The organism is Paenibacillus sp. JDR-2, from assembly GCF_000023585.1.
In the GTDB taxonomy this organism is placed as follows: domain Bacteria; phylum Bacillota; class Bacilli; order Paenibacillales; family Paenibacillaceae; genus Pristimantibacillus.
This window is the reverse complement of sequence record NC_012914.1, coordinates 3,964,900-3,980,571: the sequence shown is the minus strand read 5'-3', so window position 1 is coordinate 3,980,571 and position 15,672 is coordinate 3,964,900. Positions and strand designations below refer to the sequence as shown.

At 52.2% G+C, this 15,672-nt stretch carries 19 protein-coding genes; 15 read left to right on the top strand and 4 right to left on the bottom strand.

The features are described 5' to 3' along the window. The first annotated feature begins 16 nt into the window (after positions 1–16). On the top strand, positions 17–817 hold the full coding sequence (locus PJDR2_RS17675; RefSeq protein ID WP_015845081.1) for a TatD family hydrolase: 801 nt from the start codon (positions 17–19) through the stop codon (positions 815–817). 143 nt (positions 818–960) lie between these two features. Then, positions 961–1,746 (top strand): glucosaminidase domain-containing protein, encoded by a 786-nt coding sequence (locus tag PJDR2_RS31970; protein WP_015845080.1) that lies wholly within the window; start codon positions 961–963, stop codon positions 1,744–1,746. Between the two features lie 24 nt (positions 1,747–1,770). Here PJDR2_RS31970 and PJDR2_RS17665 read toward each other — a convergent pair whose 3' ends face one another. Next, a complete protein-coding gene (locus tag PJDR2_RS17665) occupies positions 1,771–2,109 on the bottom strand; it encodes a L,D-transpeptidase (protein ID WP_015845079.1) in 339 nt (112 codons plus the stop codon). 157 nt (positions 2,110–2,266) lie between these two features. Further along, positions 2,267–2,797 carry a DUF1453 family protein gene (locus tag PJDR2_RS17660; RefSeq protein ID WP_015845078.1) on the bottom strand — a complete coding sequence of 177 codons (531 nt, stop codon included), beginning with the start codon at positions 2,795–2,797 and terminating at the stop codon, positions 2,267–2,269. Positions 2,798–3,153: 356 nt separating this feature from the next. Here PJDR2_RS17660 and rsmD point away from each other — a divergent pair, with 356 nt between their 5' ends. Both rsmD and coaD read left to right on the top strand, forming a co-directional pair. Continuing rightward, positions 3,154–3,744, top strand: coding sequence for a 16S rRNA (guanine(966)-N(2))-methyltransferase RsmD (rsmD, locus tag PJDR2_RS17655; RefSeq protein ID WP_015845077.1), 591 nt, complete (start codon positions 3,154–3,156; stop codon positions 3,742–3,744). Beyond that, positions 3,731–4,243 carry a pantetheine-phosphate adenylyltransferase gene (gene coaD / locus PJDR2_RS17650; RefSeq protein ID WP_015845076.1) on the top strand — a complete coding sequence of 171 codons (513 nt, stop codon included), beginning with the start codon at positions 3,731–3,733 and terminating at the stop codon, positions 4,241–4,243. The genes rsmD and coaD overlap by 14 nt, the downstream gene beginning before the upstream one ends. On the opposite strand, the gene PJDR2_RS17645 is transcribed toward coaD, so the two are convergent. After that, a complete protein-coding gene (locus PJDR2_RS17645) occupies positions 4,244–5,476 on the bottom strand; it encodes a nucleoside recognition domain-containing protein (protein ID WP_015845075.1) in 1,233 nt (410 codons plus the stop codon). Positions 5,477–5,602: 126 nt separating this feature from the next. Between PJDR2_RS17645 and PJDR2_RS31965 the strand changes: the two genes are divergently transcribed. Continuing rightward, positions 5,603–6,403, top strand: coding sequence for a S16 family serine protease (locus PJDR2_RS31965; protein WP_015845074.1), 801 nt, complete (start codon positions 5,603–5,605; stop codon positions 6,401–6,403). Here the strand turns inward: PJDR2_RS31965 and PJDR2_RS17635 are convergent. Beyond that, positions 6,393–7,640, bottom strand: coding sequence for a nucleotidyltransferase (locus PJDR2_RS17635; protein ID WP_015845073.1), 1,248 nt, complete (start codon positions 7,638–7,640; stop codon positions 6,393–6,395). The two genes, PJDR2_RS31965 and PJDR2_RS17635, sit on opposite strands and share 11 nt — an antisense overlap. A 161-nt stretch (positions 7,641–7,801) precedes the next feature. Between PJDR2_RS17635 and PJDR2_RS17630 the strand changes: the two genes are divergently transcribed. From PJDR2_RS17630 to rnc, 10 genes are all read left to right on the top strand, one after another. Further along, positions 7,802–8,326, top strand: coding sequence for a YceD family protein (locus PJDR2_RS17630; RefSeq protein WP_015845072.1), 525 nt, complete (start codon positions 7,802–7,804; stop codon positions 8,324–8,326). A 37-nt stretch (positions 8,327–8,363) separates the two neighbouring features. Continuing rightward, complete coding sequence (gene rpmF / locus PJDR2_RS17625; RefSeq protein WP_015845071.1) at positions 8,364–8,537, top strand: 50S ribosomal protein L32; 174 nt, start codon at positions 8,364–8,366, stop codon at positions 8,535–8,537. Positions 8,538–8,715: 178 nt separating this feature from the next. Next, complete coding sequence (gene fapR / locus PJDR2_RS17620; RefSeq protein WP_015845070.1) at positions 8,716–9,288, top strand: transcription factor FapR; 573 nt, start codon at positions 8,716–8,718, stop codon at positions 9,286–9,288. A gap of 58 nt (positions 9,289–9,346) precedes the next feature. Then, positions 9,347–10,339 (top strand): phosphate acyltransferase PlsX, encoded by a 993-nt coding sequence (plsX, locus tag PJDR2_RS17615; protein ID WP_015845069.1) that lies wholly within the window; start codon positions 9,347–9,349, stop codon positions 10,337–10,339. Continuing rightward, complete coding sequence (locus PJDR2_RS17610) at positions 10,339–11,325, top strand: beta-ketoacyl-ACP synthase III (protein ID WP_015845068.1); 987 nt, start codon at positions 10,339–10,341, stop codon at positions 11,323–11,325. Before plsX ends, PJDR2_RS17610 begins: the two co-directional genes overlap by 1 nt. A 14-nt stretch (positions 11,326–11,339) precedes the next feature. Beyond that, complete coding sequence (gene fabD, locus PJDR2_RS17605) at positions 11,340–12,263, top strand: ACP S-malonyltransferase (protein WP_015845067.1); 924 nt, start codon at positions 11,340–11,342, stop codon at positions 12,261–12,263. A 35-nt stretch (positions 12,264–12,298) separates the two neighbouring features. After that, positions 12,299–13,048 (top strand): 3-oxoacyl-[acyl-carrier-protein] reductase, encoded by a 750-nt coding sequence (gene fabG, locus PJDR2_RS17600; RefSeq protein WP_015845066.1) that lies wholly within the window; start codon positions 12,299–12,301, stop codon positions 13,046–13,048. Between the two features lie 94 nt (positions 13,049–13,142). Next, complete coding sequence (locus PJDR2_RS17595) at positions 13,143–13,376, top strand: acyl carrier protein (RefSeq protein WP_015845065.1); 234 nt, start codon at positions 13,143–13,145, stop codon at positions 13,374–13,376. 152 nt (positions 13,377–13,528) lie between these two features. After that, the gene (gene fabF, locus PJDR2_RS17590) at positions 13,529–14,770 is read left to right on the top strand and encodes a beta-ketoacyl-ACP synthase II (protein WP_015845064.1); all 1,242 of its coding nucleotides are present in this window, start codon (positions 13,529–13,531) and stop codon (positions 14,768–14,770) included. Next, entirely contained in the window at positions 14,760–15,455 is a 696-nt protein-coding gene (gene rnc / locus PJDR2_RS17585) for a ribonuclease III (RefSeq protein ID WP_015845063.1), read from the top strand. Before fabF ends, rnc begins: the two co-directional genes overlap by 11 nt. Positions 15,456–15,672: the final 217 nt, after the last annotated feature.

Genomic DNA, 15,672 nt, shown 5'->3' with positions numbered 1-15,672 from the left:
AAGGAGTTGGTTCATCATGGAGTCGAAAAAGGCAATTGACGCGCATATTCATATTGATTCTTATGAGGAAGCGGATCGGCAAGCATTTCTGGAGCAGGCGTTTGAAGCGGGAATCGAAGCGGTTGTAGCCGTGTCGATGCATTTGGATTCCTGCAAGACAAACGCATCGCTCGCCGAGTTGTTCCCGGGCAAGGTGTTTCCTGCATACGGTTATCATCCCGAACAGCCGGTTCCTACGGCATGGGAACAAGATGAGCTGGTTGCATGGGTTAAGGCGAAGCATGGAGCCGGCGAAGCGTTCGCTATTGGAGAGGTTGGCTTGCCTTATTATTCCCGGACCTCTGCAGCCGAGGAAGGGAGACCTTTTGACGAGACGCCTTACCTCGATTTGCTGGACCGGTTTGCCGCGCTTGCCGCGGAATTGGGCCGTCCGATTATTCTGCATGCGGTATATGAGGATGGGGCCAAGGCTTGCGATATCATGGAACGTCATCAGTTGAAGAAGGTTCATTTCCACTGGTTTAAGGGAGATGAAGCGACGATCAAGCGGATGATCTCCCTCGGCTATATGATTTCGGTGACGCCGGACGTGGCCTACGAGCAAGAGATCAGGACGCTGGTAGAGCGGTATCCTTTGGAGCAAATGATGGTGGAGACGGACGGGCCGTGGCCTTTTGAAGGGCCTTACGAGGGCCGGATGACCGTGCCGCAAATGGTTTATGATGTTTGCGCGCATATCGCCGCGATCAAGCAGCTTCCTGAGCAGGAAGTAAGGGAACGGCTGCTTTCGAATACGCGTGAATTTTATAGTTTGTAAGCAGTGCAGCTCCGTTAGTCCCGAAGATGGGCATAACGGAGTTTTTTTGTTGCCGCAGCGGCAGTCACCGTTACGAATCGGATCAGAACCCCATACACTGAGAGGAGCTTGTATAAGTTTTTGACTGGAAAGGAGGAGGATAAATGGCGAATCTGACAAGATCGCAATTTATTGCAGCGCTTGTCCCGGCGGTTCTGCAGGTCAGACGCGAAGGATCATCGATTTTTCCTTCCTTGCGGCTTGCGCAGTGTATGCTCGAGACAGGCGGAGTCATTCATCCTTGGTACAACCTCGGAGGTATTAAGGTCGGCTCGGGCACTCCTAATGCCTATTGGCATGGAGAAGCGGTGGTGAAAGGTACCTGGGAAGTGGTTGACGGAACATTGATCAGCATGAACTCGTCGTTCCGCGCTTATAACAGCGTGTATCATTTCATGAAGGATCAGGATCTGCTGTTTGCGACCCCACGCTACGTTCGCGTCCGCGCAGCCGTGACACCCGAACAACAAGCCACGATGCTGTATGTGAGCGGTTATGCGACGGATCCTGCTTATCCTAGTAAGCTGGTCACGCTCATAAACCAATATTCCTTGAAGCAGTATGATACGGCCTTTGCTTCCGCATCATCGACAACGATGTTCCGTTCCTCGCAGACGATTCCCATTCTGGTAGACGGTCTCGTTGCCGCGACCGGATACTTAGACGGAGGAACAACCTGGGTTGCTGCCCGGGCACTTGGGGAAGCGCTTGGAGCCGCTATCGGCTGGACCGCAGGCAAGGTAACGGTTAATGGCCAGCCGCTTGATTCCCGGCTCGATATTTCCACCGGCTATGTAATGGTTAGAGACTTGGCGGCGATATTAAACCGGAAGGCGGTTTGGGAGCAGGCAACCCAGACGGTCACTTTGAAAGCGGCAGATCTCCCTTAAGAGACTGCCGCTTTTCCCTTGCTATTAGGGGCGAATCGTGACACGTGTACCAATCGGCACGAGGTCGGATAAAGCAAGCACATCCTCGTTGTACATCCGGATGCAGCCATGCGAGACCATTCTTCCGATCGAGGAAGGGTCGTTCGTGCCGTGAATGCCGTAATGCGGTTTGGACAATCCCATCCACAACACGCCAAAAGGTCCGCCGGGATTTTCTTGTTTATTGATAATCTTGTATTCTCCTGACGGAGTCTGAGTAACCATCTTGCCTATGCCAACGGGATAAGAGTTCACAACAACATTTCCATCAAGCAGATGAAGCATCCGGTCCGACAAATCGACGATTATTCGGTAAACGGCCATGTTGCAATCCCCTCGTCATTATTTTTTGCATATGTCATGATATTCCTGACAAGCCGCAAGGTTACGATCTTATAGGAGAATGAAAAAAAGCGTCCCGAAGGAACGCCTTTTTATATTGAAACGCGCTAACCGCTTAAGGACGGTGTAGCCGTTTCACCTAGGATACCTCCGCTTTCTCGTCGCTCTTGCGAAGGATAAACGTATAATAGCCGATATAATAAGCTACAAGCAGGAAGAAAGTTGCCGCGGTCAGCGGATCATTCGTATACTGCTGCATTTGGGCCGTTTCGTTGTTTAGCGCCGGATTCATGGCAGTGGTGCCTCCTGCGCCGAACATCTCGATGATCCGGAAGGCGATTCTTCCGATGAACAGCAGGACAACCAAGGTCTCTATGCCGACATGCGTCCGGTAAAACAACGTATCCTCGCGCTGTTCGAAACGGCTGTGCTTGATGGCATAATAAGCAATTACCGCGCCGCAGGCGATACCGATGGCATCGGAAATGTAGATCGCAGGATGCGGGAAGCCGGAGGCCAGCAGCAGAATGCCAATGATACTGAAGATACCGATGCGCATTTTCAGCCTGCTTGGTTTGAAAGGCTGAAAACCTACCGAGCGCTTCAAGCGCCGGTACACGACAAACAGAATAATGAGTAGGGGAATAATATAGCTGCCGAACTGGTTCATAGGGCCGTAAACCTCCCGTCTATTAAAAGTGGTACTGTAACTATATACCAAAATGACTGGAATTAGCAGAGGGGAAATGGCCTGTTTACAAAAAAATCGGACGCTCATTTCTGAGCGTCCTTTCATGGGAGAGGAGAAACCGGACGAAGAGCTTATGGGGAAACGTAAGTCTTCTCCGCGGTTGTCTACGGCATCTTCCGACGCCGATGATTTTATCTTGTCCGGTTTGTGGGCGATTATACATTTTACGCCAAAAAAATATTGCGGCCCTCGTTCCTCCCCTTCAGGTACCTTTATAATCCAAGGGAAAGTGTGGTACTATAGGCAACGACAGTAGAGGAAGGGAGCAATAAGCAGTGAGAGTCATTGCGGGAGCGGCAAAAGGCCGCACGCTGAAGGCGGTTCCAGGCATGAATACTCGCCCGACGACCGATAAGGTGAAGGAAGCGATATTCAGCATGATTGGGCCGTTTTTCGACGGTGGACTGGCACTCGATTTATTCGCCGGCACCGGCGGACTCGGTATTGAAGCTTGGAGCAGAGGCATCGAGCGGACGATCTTTATCGACCGGGAAAAAATAAGCATTGATATTATTAAATTAAATACCGAAGCGGCAGGAATGGGACGGCATGCGGAAATATACCGCAACGACGCGGATCGCGCGCTGAAGCTGCTGGAGAAGCGGGGAATCGCGTTCTCTATCGTCTTCCTCGACCCGCCTTACCGCTTGACCCATATGGACGAGCTGATGGCCGATCTGGCGCAGCGGTCGCTGCTGGAGGACGGGGCGACCATTGTGGTGGAGCATGATGCCGGGCATGAGTATCCGGACGAGATGGAGCATTTTATTTTGGTAAGAAAACAAAAATATGGCGATACGGCAGTTACAATCTACCGTTATTCGCCCGGCGGCACAGATGGAGGAACCAGCCATGCAGATGAATGAGAACGGACGAGTAGCGGTCTATCCGGGGAGCTTCGATCCTCCGACATTGGGACATCTCGATATTATCCGCCGTTCGGCCAAGCAATTCGACCACGTCATTGTGGCGGTGCTGAACAATACAAGCAAAAGTCCGATGTTTACGCTTGACGAGCGGAAAGAGATGCTTCGCGAAATAACGCGCGACATTCCGAATGTGTCGATCGACAGCTTCCGGGATCTGCTCGTACGGTTCATGAAATCGCGCAAAGCCAGCGTGATTGTCCGCGGCATCCGATCGGTGACGGATTTCGAATACGAGCTGACGCTTGCCTCGACGAATCAATTGCTGGATGAAGAGATCGAGACGATCTTTATGATGACGAATCCGAAATATTCGTACCTTAGCTCCAGCATTGTGAAGGAGATCGCAATGTTTGGCGGACCGGTTCACGAGCTTGTACCGGCCCCCATCGAGTCACGTCTCGTTGAAAAATATAAAGCGAGGCAGTCGAATGGCTGATTAGCGCTTCTTCAGGTCAGGGGTACGCGGCGCTGCTGCCCGCATCAACAGCAGCACTATAGCAAGAACGGCGACGGCCGTCAGCGCATACGGCCACAGCGATGGGAGGCCAAGTGCGGTGACGGCCTCGTACGCGTTGGAAGGGCGCACCCAGTGTACGCCGTCCTGCAGCATGGCTGCCGTTGCGCCGGTCAAGCGGCTTGGCAGCATGGCAAGAACAGCTTGTGCGGGCTTCCACAGCAGCAAGGCGAACGCAGCGGCATGCAGCGCATGCAGCAGTCTGGCGCCAATCAGCGGCAGCAGCTTCAAATCCGTGCCGGTGATGGCATAACCGGACTGCAGCAGCGCGCTTAAGCCGCTCCAGGCTAGAATGGCCGCAACAGCGGCGGCGCTTATGGCGGTGGTGATGCCTGGACCCTGCCATACGGCAGCCCCGTAGGCACCGATATGGCTCTCGAGCAAAGCCGGCAGCAGCAATTCGGCAGTACCGCTTGGCAGCACGAATTGGATGAGCGGCAATGCCAGCCTGGCTGCTACGGCAGCGAAAATCATAAAGCCGCCAACAACAAGCAGCTTTTGAACGCCGGAAGAGACCGCATCGCCAAGTACTTTGCCAAAGCTGCGGCCGTCACGGTCGCGGCTTGTTGTAATCGCATTTGCTACATTTTCCATCAAGCCTCTCGAAGCAACCGCCGTATGAGGGGCATTAAGCTGATGCGAGGGAGACCTCCGCCGGCTGAACAGCGAAATCCATCCCGCCGTACAGAGGGCGGAGAGCCAGACCATAAGAGCTATAAATAAGCCAAGCTCAGGCCGATGCAGGAAGCCTGCTCCAATGACAACCAGCATAAAAAGAGGATTGGGCATATGGGACAAGGCCAGCAGTCTTTGTCCTTCGCCTCTGGTTACCAGCTGATCTCGGCGAAGAGCAGCAGTCGCTTCGGCGCCTGCCTGATGCCCGGACAGCCACCCAAAGAGCAAAGGCAGCGCAGCCTCGCCGGGCAGCTTGAACAAGCTTCGCATCAGAGGACGAAGGAGAGCGCCAATTCCGTGAATAAGGCCGAAGGCAGCTATCAATTCAAATAAGACAAGAAAGGGCAGCAGGCCGGGGAATACGATATTCCACCAGATGGTCAGCCCCTGAAGGGAAGCTTGGAACGCTTCATCCGGCTGACGTATGATAGCGGCAACCATCAGAATCGAGATTGCCGCATACAGAATCGTTCGTGCCATATCTATCAACTCCATTGGAATTAGGATCATCGATTACGCAAGAGGCTCGGACGAACCGGGGTCTTTTCCATTGTACGCTCGTCTAGGGCGGGATAGACCAAGCCCTTGCGGAAGGGAGGGACTTCAATGATCAAGTTTAAGCTGAACGGCAGGGTTAGGCAGGCGGCAGGGATTTTTATGATTGCCGTTACGTTGTGGGTCATAGTGTATGCTCCGACACCGCTTGTTGTCTATGAGCCTGGTCTTGCGTTCGAGACCGCGCCATTAGTTCAGCGAAGCGGCAGCGGCGCAGGAATCCAGCAGACCAATTCCGGAGCGGATAAGCAGGGAGTTTTTCTGGTTACAACCATCAAACTGACCGATGCGAAGTATTGGCAGGCGCTTCAGTCTATCTGGAATAAAGACTTTCAAATATGGAGCAAGGACTCGGTGATGAAAGGGCTGTCGGAGAAGGATTACCTGGCGCAGATGACCAAAGACATGCTTTCTTCGCAGAATAGTGCGGTGGAGGCTGCCTATCGCTATGCGGAAATTCCGTATAAAATAACGTCCGTTGGGCTTCAGCCAGACGATGAGAACAAGAAAATTAAGATCACGGCCAGTGACGTTGGCGGACCGTCTGCCGGTCTGATGTTTGCGCTGCAGTCTCTTAATCTCCTATTGGATCAAGATTTTACCCGGGGGTTAAGAATTGCGGGAACAGGAACGATCGACAAAGACGGGAACGTTGGGCCAATCGGCGGAATTGCCTTAAAAGTGGTTACGGCGGATCAAGCGGGGGCAGAACTGTTCCTCGCTCCAAAGGGTAACTATGAGGAGGCTGCGGCAAAAGCGAAGGAGCTTCGCAGCGAGATGAAGGTTATCCCCGTCACCTCGCTGGGCTCTGCAATCGCGGCTATACAGGATGAAGCAGGCCTTACTCGATAATAATCGGCTTATCCGTAAAATCGCGGTACATCGCTGCCGCCGATTCATGTCCAGGCTGAGCCAGCATATAGACTGCCGACGCTTGCGTATCGAGCTCAAGGTATCTGGACTCGATTGGAGCTCTGGCGGCGCTTAGCAGGGCGGGAAGCTTCGCTTCCTTCTTCATTCGTCGCAGAAGCTGCTGTCCTTTGCTTGTAAAGCCAAGTACGCGGATGTATTGGACGCCGGCAGTCAGCTTCTCTGATGTGAAATCTTCTTTTTTGTGACGGAGCAGAATAGAAAGAAGGGAGCGCTGCAGCTTGGTCCGCGTATAACGCTTCGTCTTTAGCGCATCCAGCAGCGGTTCAATTCCGGTATGGTCCAGCTTCGGCAGAGCTTGAAGAAGTCTGTATTCGAGCCCTTCCGTCATTTCGCGGTAGCCGGCAAGCTCATTCGGCGTATGGGTGACAACGCCATGCAGCAGCCGGTGGACGAAGTTGTTCCAGCTTACAGGGCTTCTGCCGGAAGACCATTCCCTCTGCATCACATCAAAAGTACCGGCAGGAACAAGCGGCCTGCTTGCTTCAAGCTCGCCGCCTTCAAGCAGCAGCTTGCGAATCGCGGTAGCGCTGGCGATGGCGCTGTCGGTAACCGTCGTTTGCCCGTACTCGGATTTCTCCCGGCGAATCGTGTAGGGCAGCATTTTCCCGCCGATCCGTTCCGACGCAATCAAATAATGAAGACCAAGCGTATGGTTCGGCTGGGCAAATGGGAAATCCGCCGCATCCGCCCGGCCAATCGATGTAAGGTAGGAAGCAATTGCAGAGCTATAGGCGTTTGGATAGCTGCTACCTCTTTCCAATGCTTCCCGAAGCAGGTTTTGAAAGGCTGGCGGCTCGTGGGCAACAAGCTTGGCCGCTTCATGCAGTACTTCGATCTCTCCGCTCTCCGTACCGAAGCAGAAGGCGTCTACGACGCCGGTTGCCTCGAGAGTGGCGACCGCTCCGTAAGCGAACCATTCCGCTGCCTGCGTGGCGTAGGCGACGGGAAGCTCCAGGACCAGATCGCAGCCGCCGCGCAGCGCTGCTTCCGTCCTGGCCCATTTATCCATGACGGCCGGTTCTCCGCGCTGCAGGAAATGCCCGCTCATGACGGCTACGACGGCGTCGGCTTTTGCTATTTTGACCGATTCGCGCAAATGATATTGATGACCGTTGTGAAATGGGTTATACTCAACAATTAGTCCTACCGTTCGCAATCTGACATCTCCTTATTTCAGATGGATATATGTCCCATCATAGCACAGGGCCATCGATGTATTCACGAAATAACACGAGAAAAGATGAAAAACAGTGTGAAAATGTTGACAAAACCGCTCGAAGATAGATATAATAATTTTTGTTTGTTTGGGGTGATCACATGCAGTTTCATGTACAAGAAACGATGTCCAAAGGCATTAAGGCAAAGATTGATGAGAATCTGGATGTGTCCGCGTTATTCAAAGACAGATCCGATGTCATCAGTAACGGTCCGCTCCATGTGTCGCTTCAGGTAACAGGCAATGAAGGCTCGATTACGGTCGAAGGCGAATTGTCCATTGATTGGGAGCTCGCTTGCTCTCGTTGTCTTGACCCCGTGAAGCTTCATACGGTAATTCCTGTGTCCGACCAGTTCAAGCCGGCGTCCGACAAGGACGAGGAAGAAACGGAAGAGAACGAGGATGACGACGTTATTGCCGTAACAGGGGACAGGCTGGATTTGAAGCCTTATGTGGAAGAAGTGCTTCAGTTGTTCATGCCGTTCGCTCCATTATGCAGTAACGATTGCAAAGGACTGTGCCAAAATTGCGGACAGAACTTAAATGAACAAAAATGCGGCTGCTCTACCGAGAGAATTGACCCTCGTATGGCAGTGCTCAAGGATTTATTCAAAGACGAACAATAAAGTATGATTCATTGACTCTGTGAAGGAGGTGGGAAACATGGCAGTACCTCAAAGAAGAACATCCAAAACTCGCCGCGACAAACGTCGTACGCATTTCAAACTGGCGGTACCAGGTATGGTAAAATGCGAGCAATGTGGAGAGCTGAAACTTGGCCACCACGTATGTAAAGTGTGCGGATATTACAAAACGAAAGAGATTATTTCCCAATAATCTCGGGGTTTCCCACAATAGCACTTCATTACGATGAGGTGCTATTTTTTTGTGTCCGTTGCTTACATACTCTTTTTTTTATATACTTATTTAGTACCAGGTTATAATATCAGCCATTATTCGAGTAAAATCAGACAAGGGTCACAATACTGTTAAGGTGGTGCCGAAGATCGAACGAATGCCTAAGCGACAGCGGCATCAGCTGCTCGCACAATTAATTGACGAAAATCCGTTTATGACGGACCGGGAGCTGACCAGACATTTGAAAGTCAGCATTCAGACCATAAGGCTTGACCGGATGGAACTGGGTATTCCCGAGCTGCGCGAGCGGATGAAGCTGATGGCTGAGCGTTCTTACGATTCCGTTCAGTCCTTGCCGCTGCACGAAGTGATTGGTGACATTGTAGATTTGCAGCTGGACAAAAGCGGGATCTCGATATTCGAAATTCGGGAAGAGCATGTTTTCTCGCGTACGGGTATTGCCCGGGGCCATCATGTATTTGCCCAGGCGAACTCGCTGGCTGTTGCTGTTATTGAAGAGAAAATCGCTCTGACGGTCACGGCGGACATCCGCTTTATCAGACCGGTTAAGCTGGGCGAGAAGTGCATTGCTAAAGCTTATGTACGTTCGATATCCGGCGAGCGCCACAAGTCGAAGGTGGAGCTCTTTACCTATGTCGGGGATGAAATGGTGTTCCAGGGGAACTTCGTCATTTACCGTTCAGCAGGTGAAGGAGAGAACGAGGCATAGGCTTTTATGTTAGCGCTTTGCCTTTCTTACGGGGCAGAGCGTCTGGGAGGTAAGAAACATGCGGATCGCCATAGATGCGATGGGAGGCGACCACGCGCCTGGGCTTATTGTGCAAGGCGTACTGGAAGCTGCGGCGGAGTGGCCGGACACGGAATTGGTTCTTGTTGGTGATACGGCGGCAGTCGAGCCGCTGCTCAAAGGACAAAAACCGGCCAACGTGACGTTATGCCATACGGATGAGGTGATCGGTCCGGATGAAGAACCGGTCAAAGCGGTTCGCCGAAAAAAAGGCTCGTCCATGGTCGTTGCCGGCCAGCTGGTGCGCGAGAAACGTGCCGATGCGATGATTTCCGCAGGCAACACCGGAGCGTTGATGACTACCGGATTGCTTGTTGTTGGCAGACTGGAAGGAATCGAGCGTCCCGCGCTTGCGCCAATGCTTCCGACAATGGACGATGTAGGGGTTCTTGCGCTTGATCTTGGTGCCAATATGGACGCCAAGCCCGAGCATTTGCTCCAATATGCAATCATGGGCAGTATTTACCGTGCGAAGGTGGATGGCTTTGATAACCCTCGCGTAGGCCTCCTGAATGTCGGCACGGAAGAGCGTAAAGGCAATGAGCTGACGAAAGCGGCTTATGATCTGCTTGATCAGGCTCCGATTAACTTTATCGGCAATGTTGAAGCGCGCGACTTGCTTAATCGCAGCTGTGACATCCTCATTTGCGACGGCTTCGCGGGGAATATTATGCTTAAAGCGATGGAGGGGACAGCGGGATCGCTGATGTCATTCCTGAAAGACGCTTTTGGCGAGACGATGTTGACGAAGCTTGCCGCAGCCGTTATGATGCCAAGACTTCGCGCATTGCGGAAAAAGATGGATTACAAGGAGCATGGGAGCGCTCCGCTGCTTGGCTTGAACGGACTCGTGATGAAATGTCACGGTTCTTCGGATGCTAAGGCTGTGAAAAATGCGATCCGGCAGGCCCGGACGGCTATTAAAGCCCAGCTTACAGAGTCTATCGCGGCGGAAATAGGCGGGAGGTCATGATGAATCTACATCCTGTTGGCATTATTGGTACGGGCAAATACGTTCCCGACCGAATTTTATCCAATCAAGAACTTGAACAAATGGTGGAAACCAACGATGAATGGATCGTAACGCGCACGGGTATCCGCGAACGCCGTCTGGCTGCAGCGGAGCAGGCAACATCCGATCTGGCTTATCAGGCTTCGCTGAAAGCAATTGAAGCGGCGGGTATTACCATTGAAGACATTGACCTGATTATCGTGTCGACAATTACGCCGGATACGTTCTTCCCTTCGACGGCATGCCTTCTGCAAGAAAAGCTTGGAGCGAAGAGAGCGGCGGCATTTGATTTGTCCGCAGCTTGCTCCGGATTTATTTACGGTCTGGCAACCGCTTCGAATATGATCGCTACCGGCATGTACAAGCATGTCCTTGTTGTTGGGGCCGAGACCTTGTCCCGCATTACGGATTATACGGATCGCAATACGTGCATCTTGTTTGGCGACGGTGCGGGTGCCGTTGTGCTTGGACAGGTAGAGGAAGGCCGCGGCTTCAAGTCGTTCGAGCTTGGCGCTGACGGCGGCGGCGGAGATCTCCTGAAAGTAAGCGGCGGCGGTTCGCGCATGCCTTCAACGGCGGAAAGCGTTGAGTCGAAGCAGCATTACATTCATATGGCCGGCAACGAAGTGTTTAAATTTGCCGTGCGGATCATGGGCAATGCGGCAGAGGAAGCTCTCCGCAAAGCAGGCATGAACAAAGAGGATATTAATCTGCTTGTTCCTCACCAAGCCAATGTCCGCATCATTCAATCGGCTCTTAACCGTCTTAATCTGTCGGAAGAGAAGTGCATGATTAATTTGGACAAATACGGCAATATGTCTGCTGCATCGATTCCGGTCGCGCTGGCTGAAGCCGTAGAGCAAGGGAAAGTAAACGATGGGGACTGCCTCGTGTTTGTTGGCTTCGGAGGAGGCCTCACCTGGGGCGCTTCCGTATTGATCTGGTAACGGAGGGAATTCATTTGAGCAAAACAGCATTTGTTTTTCCCGGCCAAGGCGCGCAAGCCGTTGGTATGGGCAAAGACGCGTATGAAGCATTTGAAAGCTCCCGCGCTGTATTCGAGCAAGCGGACCAAGCGCTGGGCTTCAAGCTTAGCGATATTATTTTTAACGGTCCGGACGATGTGTTGAAGCAGACTGCAAATACGCAACCGGCGCTTCTGACGGTAAGTATTGCCCTGCTGAAGGCGCTTGAAGGCCGCGGACTGAAGGCCGATTACGTGGCTGGCCATAGCCTTGGCGAGTACAGCGCGCTGGTTGCAGCTGGCGTACTCGGCTTTGAGGATGCGGTCCGCACGGTTCGTGCGCGGGGCGAGTTCATGGAGCAGGCTGTCCCTAGCGGGCAAGGCGCCATGGCAGCCGTTCTTGGAGCAGAACGCGGCGTTCTGGCCGAATTATGTTCGAAGATCACAGAAGAAGGAAATACGGTTGAACTAGCGAATGTTAACTGTCCGGGTCAAATCGTTGTTTCCGGTTCGGCAGCCGGTGTTCAAGCGGTTGTTGAGCGGGGCAAAGAAGAAGCTGGCGCGAAGCGTGTCATTCCACTGGAAGTAAGCGGTCCGTTCCATTCCTCGCTAATGAAGCCAGCGGCTGAGAAGCTGTCCGGCGTTTTGTCGGAAGTGTCGATGAACGATGCCGCTATTCCGGTAGTAGCAAACGTAACGGCTGCTCCGGTGACGGAAGCGGCTTCGATCCGCAATCTTCTGGTCGAGCAGGTTTATTCTCCTGTTCTATGGGAAGACAGCATCCGTTATTTGGCTGAACAGGGCGTAGATACTTTTGTTGAGATCGGTTCGGGCACTGTGCTTGCCGGTTTGATCAAGAAAGTCGACAAAAATCTGCGCGTTATCTCGGTAAACAACATTGCTGCATTGGAAACACTGTAGTATCGTGCTCATGCAAAACTTGGAGGAGGTATACCATGTTTGCTAGTCTTGAAGGCAAAAAAGCGCTTGTAACGGGCGCATCCCGCGGTATCGGCCGTGCCATCGCGGTTGCGTTAGCGGAAGCTGGCGCCGATGTAGCGATCAACTACTCGGGCAGCGAGGCAGCTGCGGCGGAGACAGCCAAAGCGGTTGAAGCGTTTGGCCGACGCGCTATCATTCTGAAAGCGAACGTTGGCAAAACCGATGAATTCGAAGCTATGGTCAAAGAAGTTGTCGATCAATTTGGTTCAATCGATATTTTGGTGAATAACGCAGGCATTACAAGAGATAATTTAATTATGCGTATGAAAGAAGAGGAATTTGACCAAGTTATTGAGACGAACTTGAAGGGCGTCTTTAACGGGATCAAAGCGGTTACGCGGCCTATGATGAAGCAGCGTACCGGACGCATTATTAACATCTCTTCGGTAGTTGGCGTGCTCGGAAATCCGGGTCAGGCGAACTATGTCGCGGCGAAAGCAGGCGTAATCGGCCTTACGAAGTCGAGCGCGCGCGAGCTTGCATCCCGCGGCATTACCGTAAATTGCATTGCCCCAGGCTTTATTCAAACGGATATGACGGACAAGCTGTCCTCCGAGATGAAGGAATCGCTTTCTTCGCAAATACCTCTTGCACGCCTTGGCGCGGCTGAGGATATTGCCGCAGCGGTACGCTTCCTCGCATCCGATGCTGCTTCTTATATGACAGGCCAAACCGTCCATATTGACGGCGGTATGTACATGTAAGATAGCATCACGCCGCAATGACCGGAAATGCAACGGTTATGTATGGCGTTTTGTCTTAAATTCTCGTATAATACCCTAGGAGGAGGTGAATCGGATGTCCGAAGTAGTAGAACGTGTAAAACGTATCGTCGTCGACAGACTTGGCGTAGACGAAGCGGAAGTCACGCTGGAAGCTTCCTTCAAAGATGACCTCGGCGCTGACTCTCTTGATGTCGTTGAGTTGGTCATGGAATTGGAAGATGAGTTTGACCTGGAGATCTCTGATGAAGATGCAGAGACGATCACCACGGTGGGAGAAGTAGTCAATTACATACAATCTCATACGTAAGGAAAAGAAGGGTCCCGTTGTAATAGACGGGACTTCTCTCCATCTGAGGCACGGAATCATCATGAAATTATGAATGAGCTTGTACGCTTTTTTTATATATAGAAGATGTGATGCACGCATCTAAATTGCAGTCCACTCGAGGTGAATCTTAAATGAAGCAAAGAGTTGTTGTTACCGGCATGGGGGTTATTACCTCGCTAGGGGCAGACCTGGAGCAGTTCTGGGGGAATTTGATGGAAGGAAAATCAGGCGTATCGCATATCGAAGCGTTTGATGTATCCGAATATCCAACCCAAATTGCCGCTGAAGTGAAAAACTTTAATCCCGAAGATTATAATCTTGATAAAAAAGAAGCTCGCCGCATGGACCGTTTCGTTCAATTCGCGTCTGTAGCGAGCTTGAGCGCGGTAAAAGATGCCGGCCTTGAGATCGGCACAAACGTTGATCCTGAACGTGTAGGTGTAATCGTCGGCTCTGGTATCGGCGGACTTGGCACTTGGGAAGATCAGCATAACATTTTGCTGGAGAAAGGTCCTAAGCGCGTAAGCCCGTTCTTCATCCCTATGATGATCGCGAACATGGCTTCCGGCCAAGTATCGATGCTGACTGGAGCGAAAGGCCCGAACAGCACAGCGGTAACCGCATGTGCAACGGGTACTCACTCTATCGGCGATTCGTATAAAATGATTCAACGCGGCGATGCCGACGTCATGATCTGCGGCGGTGCGGAAGCGACAATCCGGCCTACAGGTCTTGCAGGCTTCTGCTCGATGCGCGCGATGTCCGTTCGCAATGACGAACCTGAAAAGGCGAGTCGCCCGTTTGATATCGACCGTGATGGTTTCATTATGGGCGAAGGTGCGGGCGTCTTGATTCTGGAATCGCTTGAACATGCACAACAGCGTGGCGCTCATATTTATGCCGAAGTTATTGGCTATGGCATGAGCGGCGATGCTCATCATATGACGGAGCCGGATCCGGACGGAGCTGCTCGTTGTATGGTGAAAGCTTTGAAGGACGCTGGAATTGAGCCTGAAGCGATTGATTATATTAATGCACACGGCACATCGACGCCAGTAGGGGACCGTTCGGAAACGAGTGCAATTAAGAAGGCATTTGGCGACCATGCCTATAAACTGGCCGTCAGCTCAACGAAATCGATGACGGGCCATTTGCTTGGTGCTGCAGGCGGCGTTGAAGCGGTTATCCTTGGTCTTACGCTCCAAAACGGTATTATTGCTCCAACCATTAACTTGGAGAATCAAGATCCTGAGCTTGACCTGGATTACGTGCCAAATACGCCGCGTAAAGCGGATGTCAGAACGGCGCTGTCCAATTCGTTCGGCTTCGGCGGTCATAACGCGACGATCGTGATGAAAGTCTATGAAGCGTGATTCCATTAACGAGCTGCAGACCCGTCTGCAGCTTCGCTTCAAACAGCTGAAGCTGCTGAAGCAGGCTTTTACGCATACTTCCTATGTCAATGAACACAAACATGGGACGATCGAGCATAATGAACGCCTGGAATTTCTAGGTGACGCTGTTCTGCAGCTGCTCGTATCGGAATACTTGTTTGCGGCGTATCCGAACCGTCCGGAAGGTGAGCTGACCCGTATGCGTGCATCTGTCGTTTGCGAGCCTTCATTGGCCCAATTCGCGGAGCGGCTGGAGCTTGGCGCCCATATTCAGCTTGGCAGAGGCGAAGAGCAGCTTGGAGGAAGACAGCGTCCCGCGCTGCTCGCCGATTTGTTTGAAGCTTTTGTTGGAGCGATATTCCTAGACGCCGGCATCGAACGGACAAGAGCGTTTCTTGAGACGCATATGTTCCCGTACATTGAATCCAATGACTACGGGCTGCTTGTGAAGGACTTCAAGTCCAAGCTGCAGGAGCGTGCCCAGCACAAGGGGCTAGGCGCGGTAGAATACCGGATTATGGAAGAGCGTGGACCTGCCCATGACCGCGAGTTTGTCGTCGAGGTTTGCATCGGCGAAATTCCTTACGGAAACGGCAGCGGCAGAACGAAGAAGGAAGCGGAGCAGCGTGCTGCGGCAGTTGCTTGGCAATCGCTAACGGAATAATGGAATAAGCCTGTTGCGGACTCATGTAAGGGATCTGCGGCAGGCTTTTTTTTAATTCTATGAATGTATATGAGTTAACCTATGAAATGGCTTAGCATTTTCGGTAATGAAACGCGCCTCGCCGCCACAGGACGGCTACAGCCGTTTCGGCTTGCCCCGCCTTGTCTGATTTTACAGCGGGTAATAGGTTAACGAGCCGCGTTATGTTGTGTTACAA

Bases quoted from the DNA above. Each gene is read 5' to 3' on its own strand.
- PJDR2_RS17675 (WP_015845081.1), top strand. From the start codon at position 17: ATGGAGTCGAAAAAGGCAATTGACGCGCATATTCATATTGATTCTTAT.
- PJDR2_RS17630 (WP_015845072.1), top strand. From the start codon at position 7,802: ATGCAGTTTCATGTACAAGAAACGATGTCCAAAGGCATTAAGGCAAAG.
- PJDR2_RS17660 (WP_015845078.1), bottom strand. From the start codon at position 2,797: ATGAACCAGTTCGGCAGCTATATTATTCCCCTACTCATTATTCTGTTT.
- PJDR2_RS17665 (WP_015845079.1), bottom strand. From the start codon at position 2,109: ATGGCCGTTTACCGAATAATCGTCGATTTGTCGGACCGGATGCTTCAT.
- rpmF (WP_015845071.1), top strand. From the start codon at position 8,364: ATGGCAGTACCTCAAAGAAGAACATCCAAAACTCGCCGCGACAAACGT.
- PJDR2_RS17610 (WP_015845068.1), top strand. From the start codon at position 10,339: ATGAATCTACATCCTGTTGGCATTATTGGTACGGGCAAATACGTTCCC.
- fabG (WP_015845066.1), top strand. From the start codon at position 12,299: ATGTTTGCTAGTCTTGAAGGCAAAAAAGCGCTTGTAACGGGCGCATCC.
- coaD (WP_015845076.1), top strand. From the start codon at position 3,731: ATGCAGATGAATGAGAACGGACGAGTAGCGGTCTATCCGGGGAGCTTC.
- plsX (WP_015845069.1), top strand. From the start codon at position 9,347: ATGCGGATCGCCATAGATGCGATGGGAGGCGACCACGCGCCTGGGCTT.
- PJDR2_RS31965 (WP_015845074.1), top strand. From the start codon at position 5,603: ATGATCAAGTTTAAGCTGAACGGCAGGGTTAGGCAGGCGGCAGGGATT.
- fapR (WP_015845070.1), top strand. From the start codon at position 8,716: ATGCCTAAGCGACAGCGGCATCAGCTGCTCGCACAATTAATTGACGAA.
- rnc (WP_015845063.1), top strand. From the start codon at position 14,760: ATGAAGCGTGATTCCATTAACGAGCTGCAGACCCGTCTGCAGCTTCGC.
- PJDR2_RS31970 (WP_015845080.1), top strand. From the start codon at position 961: ATGGCGAATCTGACAAGATCGCAATTTATTGCAGCGCTTGTCCCGGCG.
- fabF (WP_015845064.1), top strand. From the start codon at position 13,529: ATGAAGCAAAGAGTTGTTGTTACCGGCATGGGGGTTATTACCTCGCTA.
- PJDR2_RS17595 (WP_015845065.1), top strand. From the start codon at position 13,143: ATGTCCGAAGTAGTAGAACGTGTAAAACGTATCGTCGTCGACAGACTT.
- PJDR2_RS17645 (WP_015845075.1), bottom strand. From the start codon at position 5,476: ATGGCACGAACGATTCTGTATGCGGCAATCTCGATTCTGATGGTTGCC.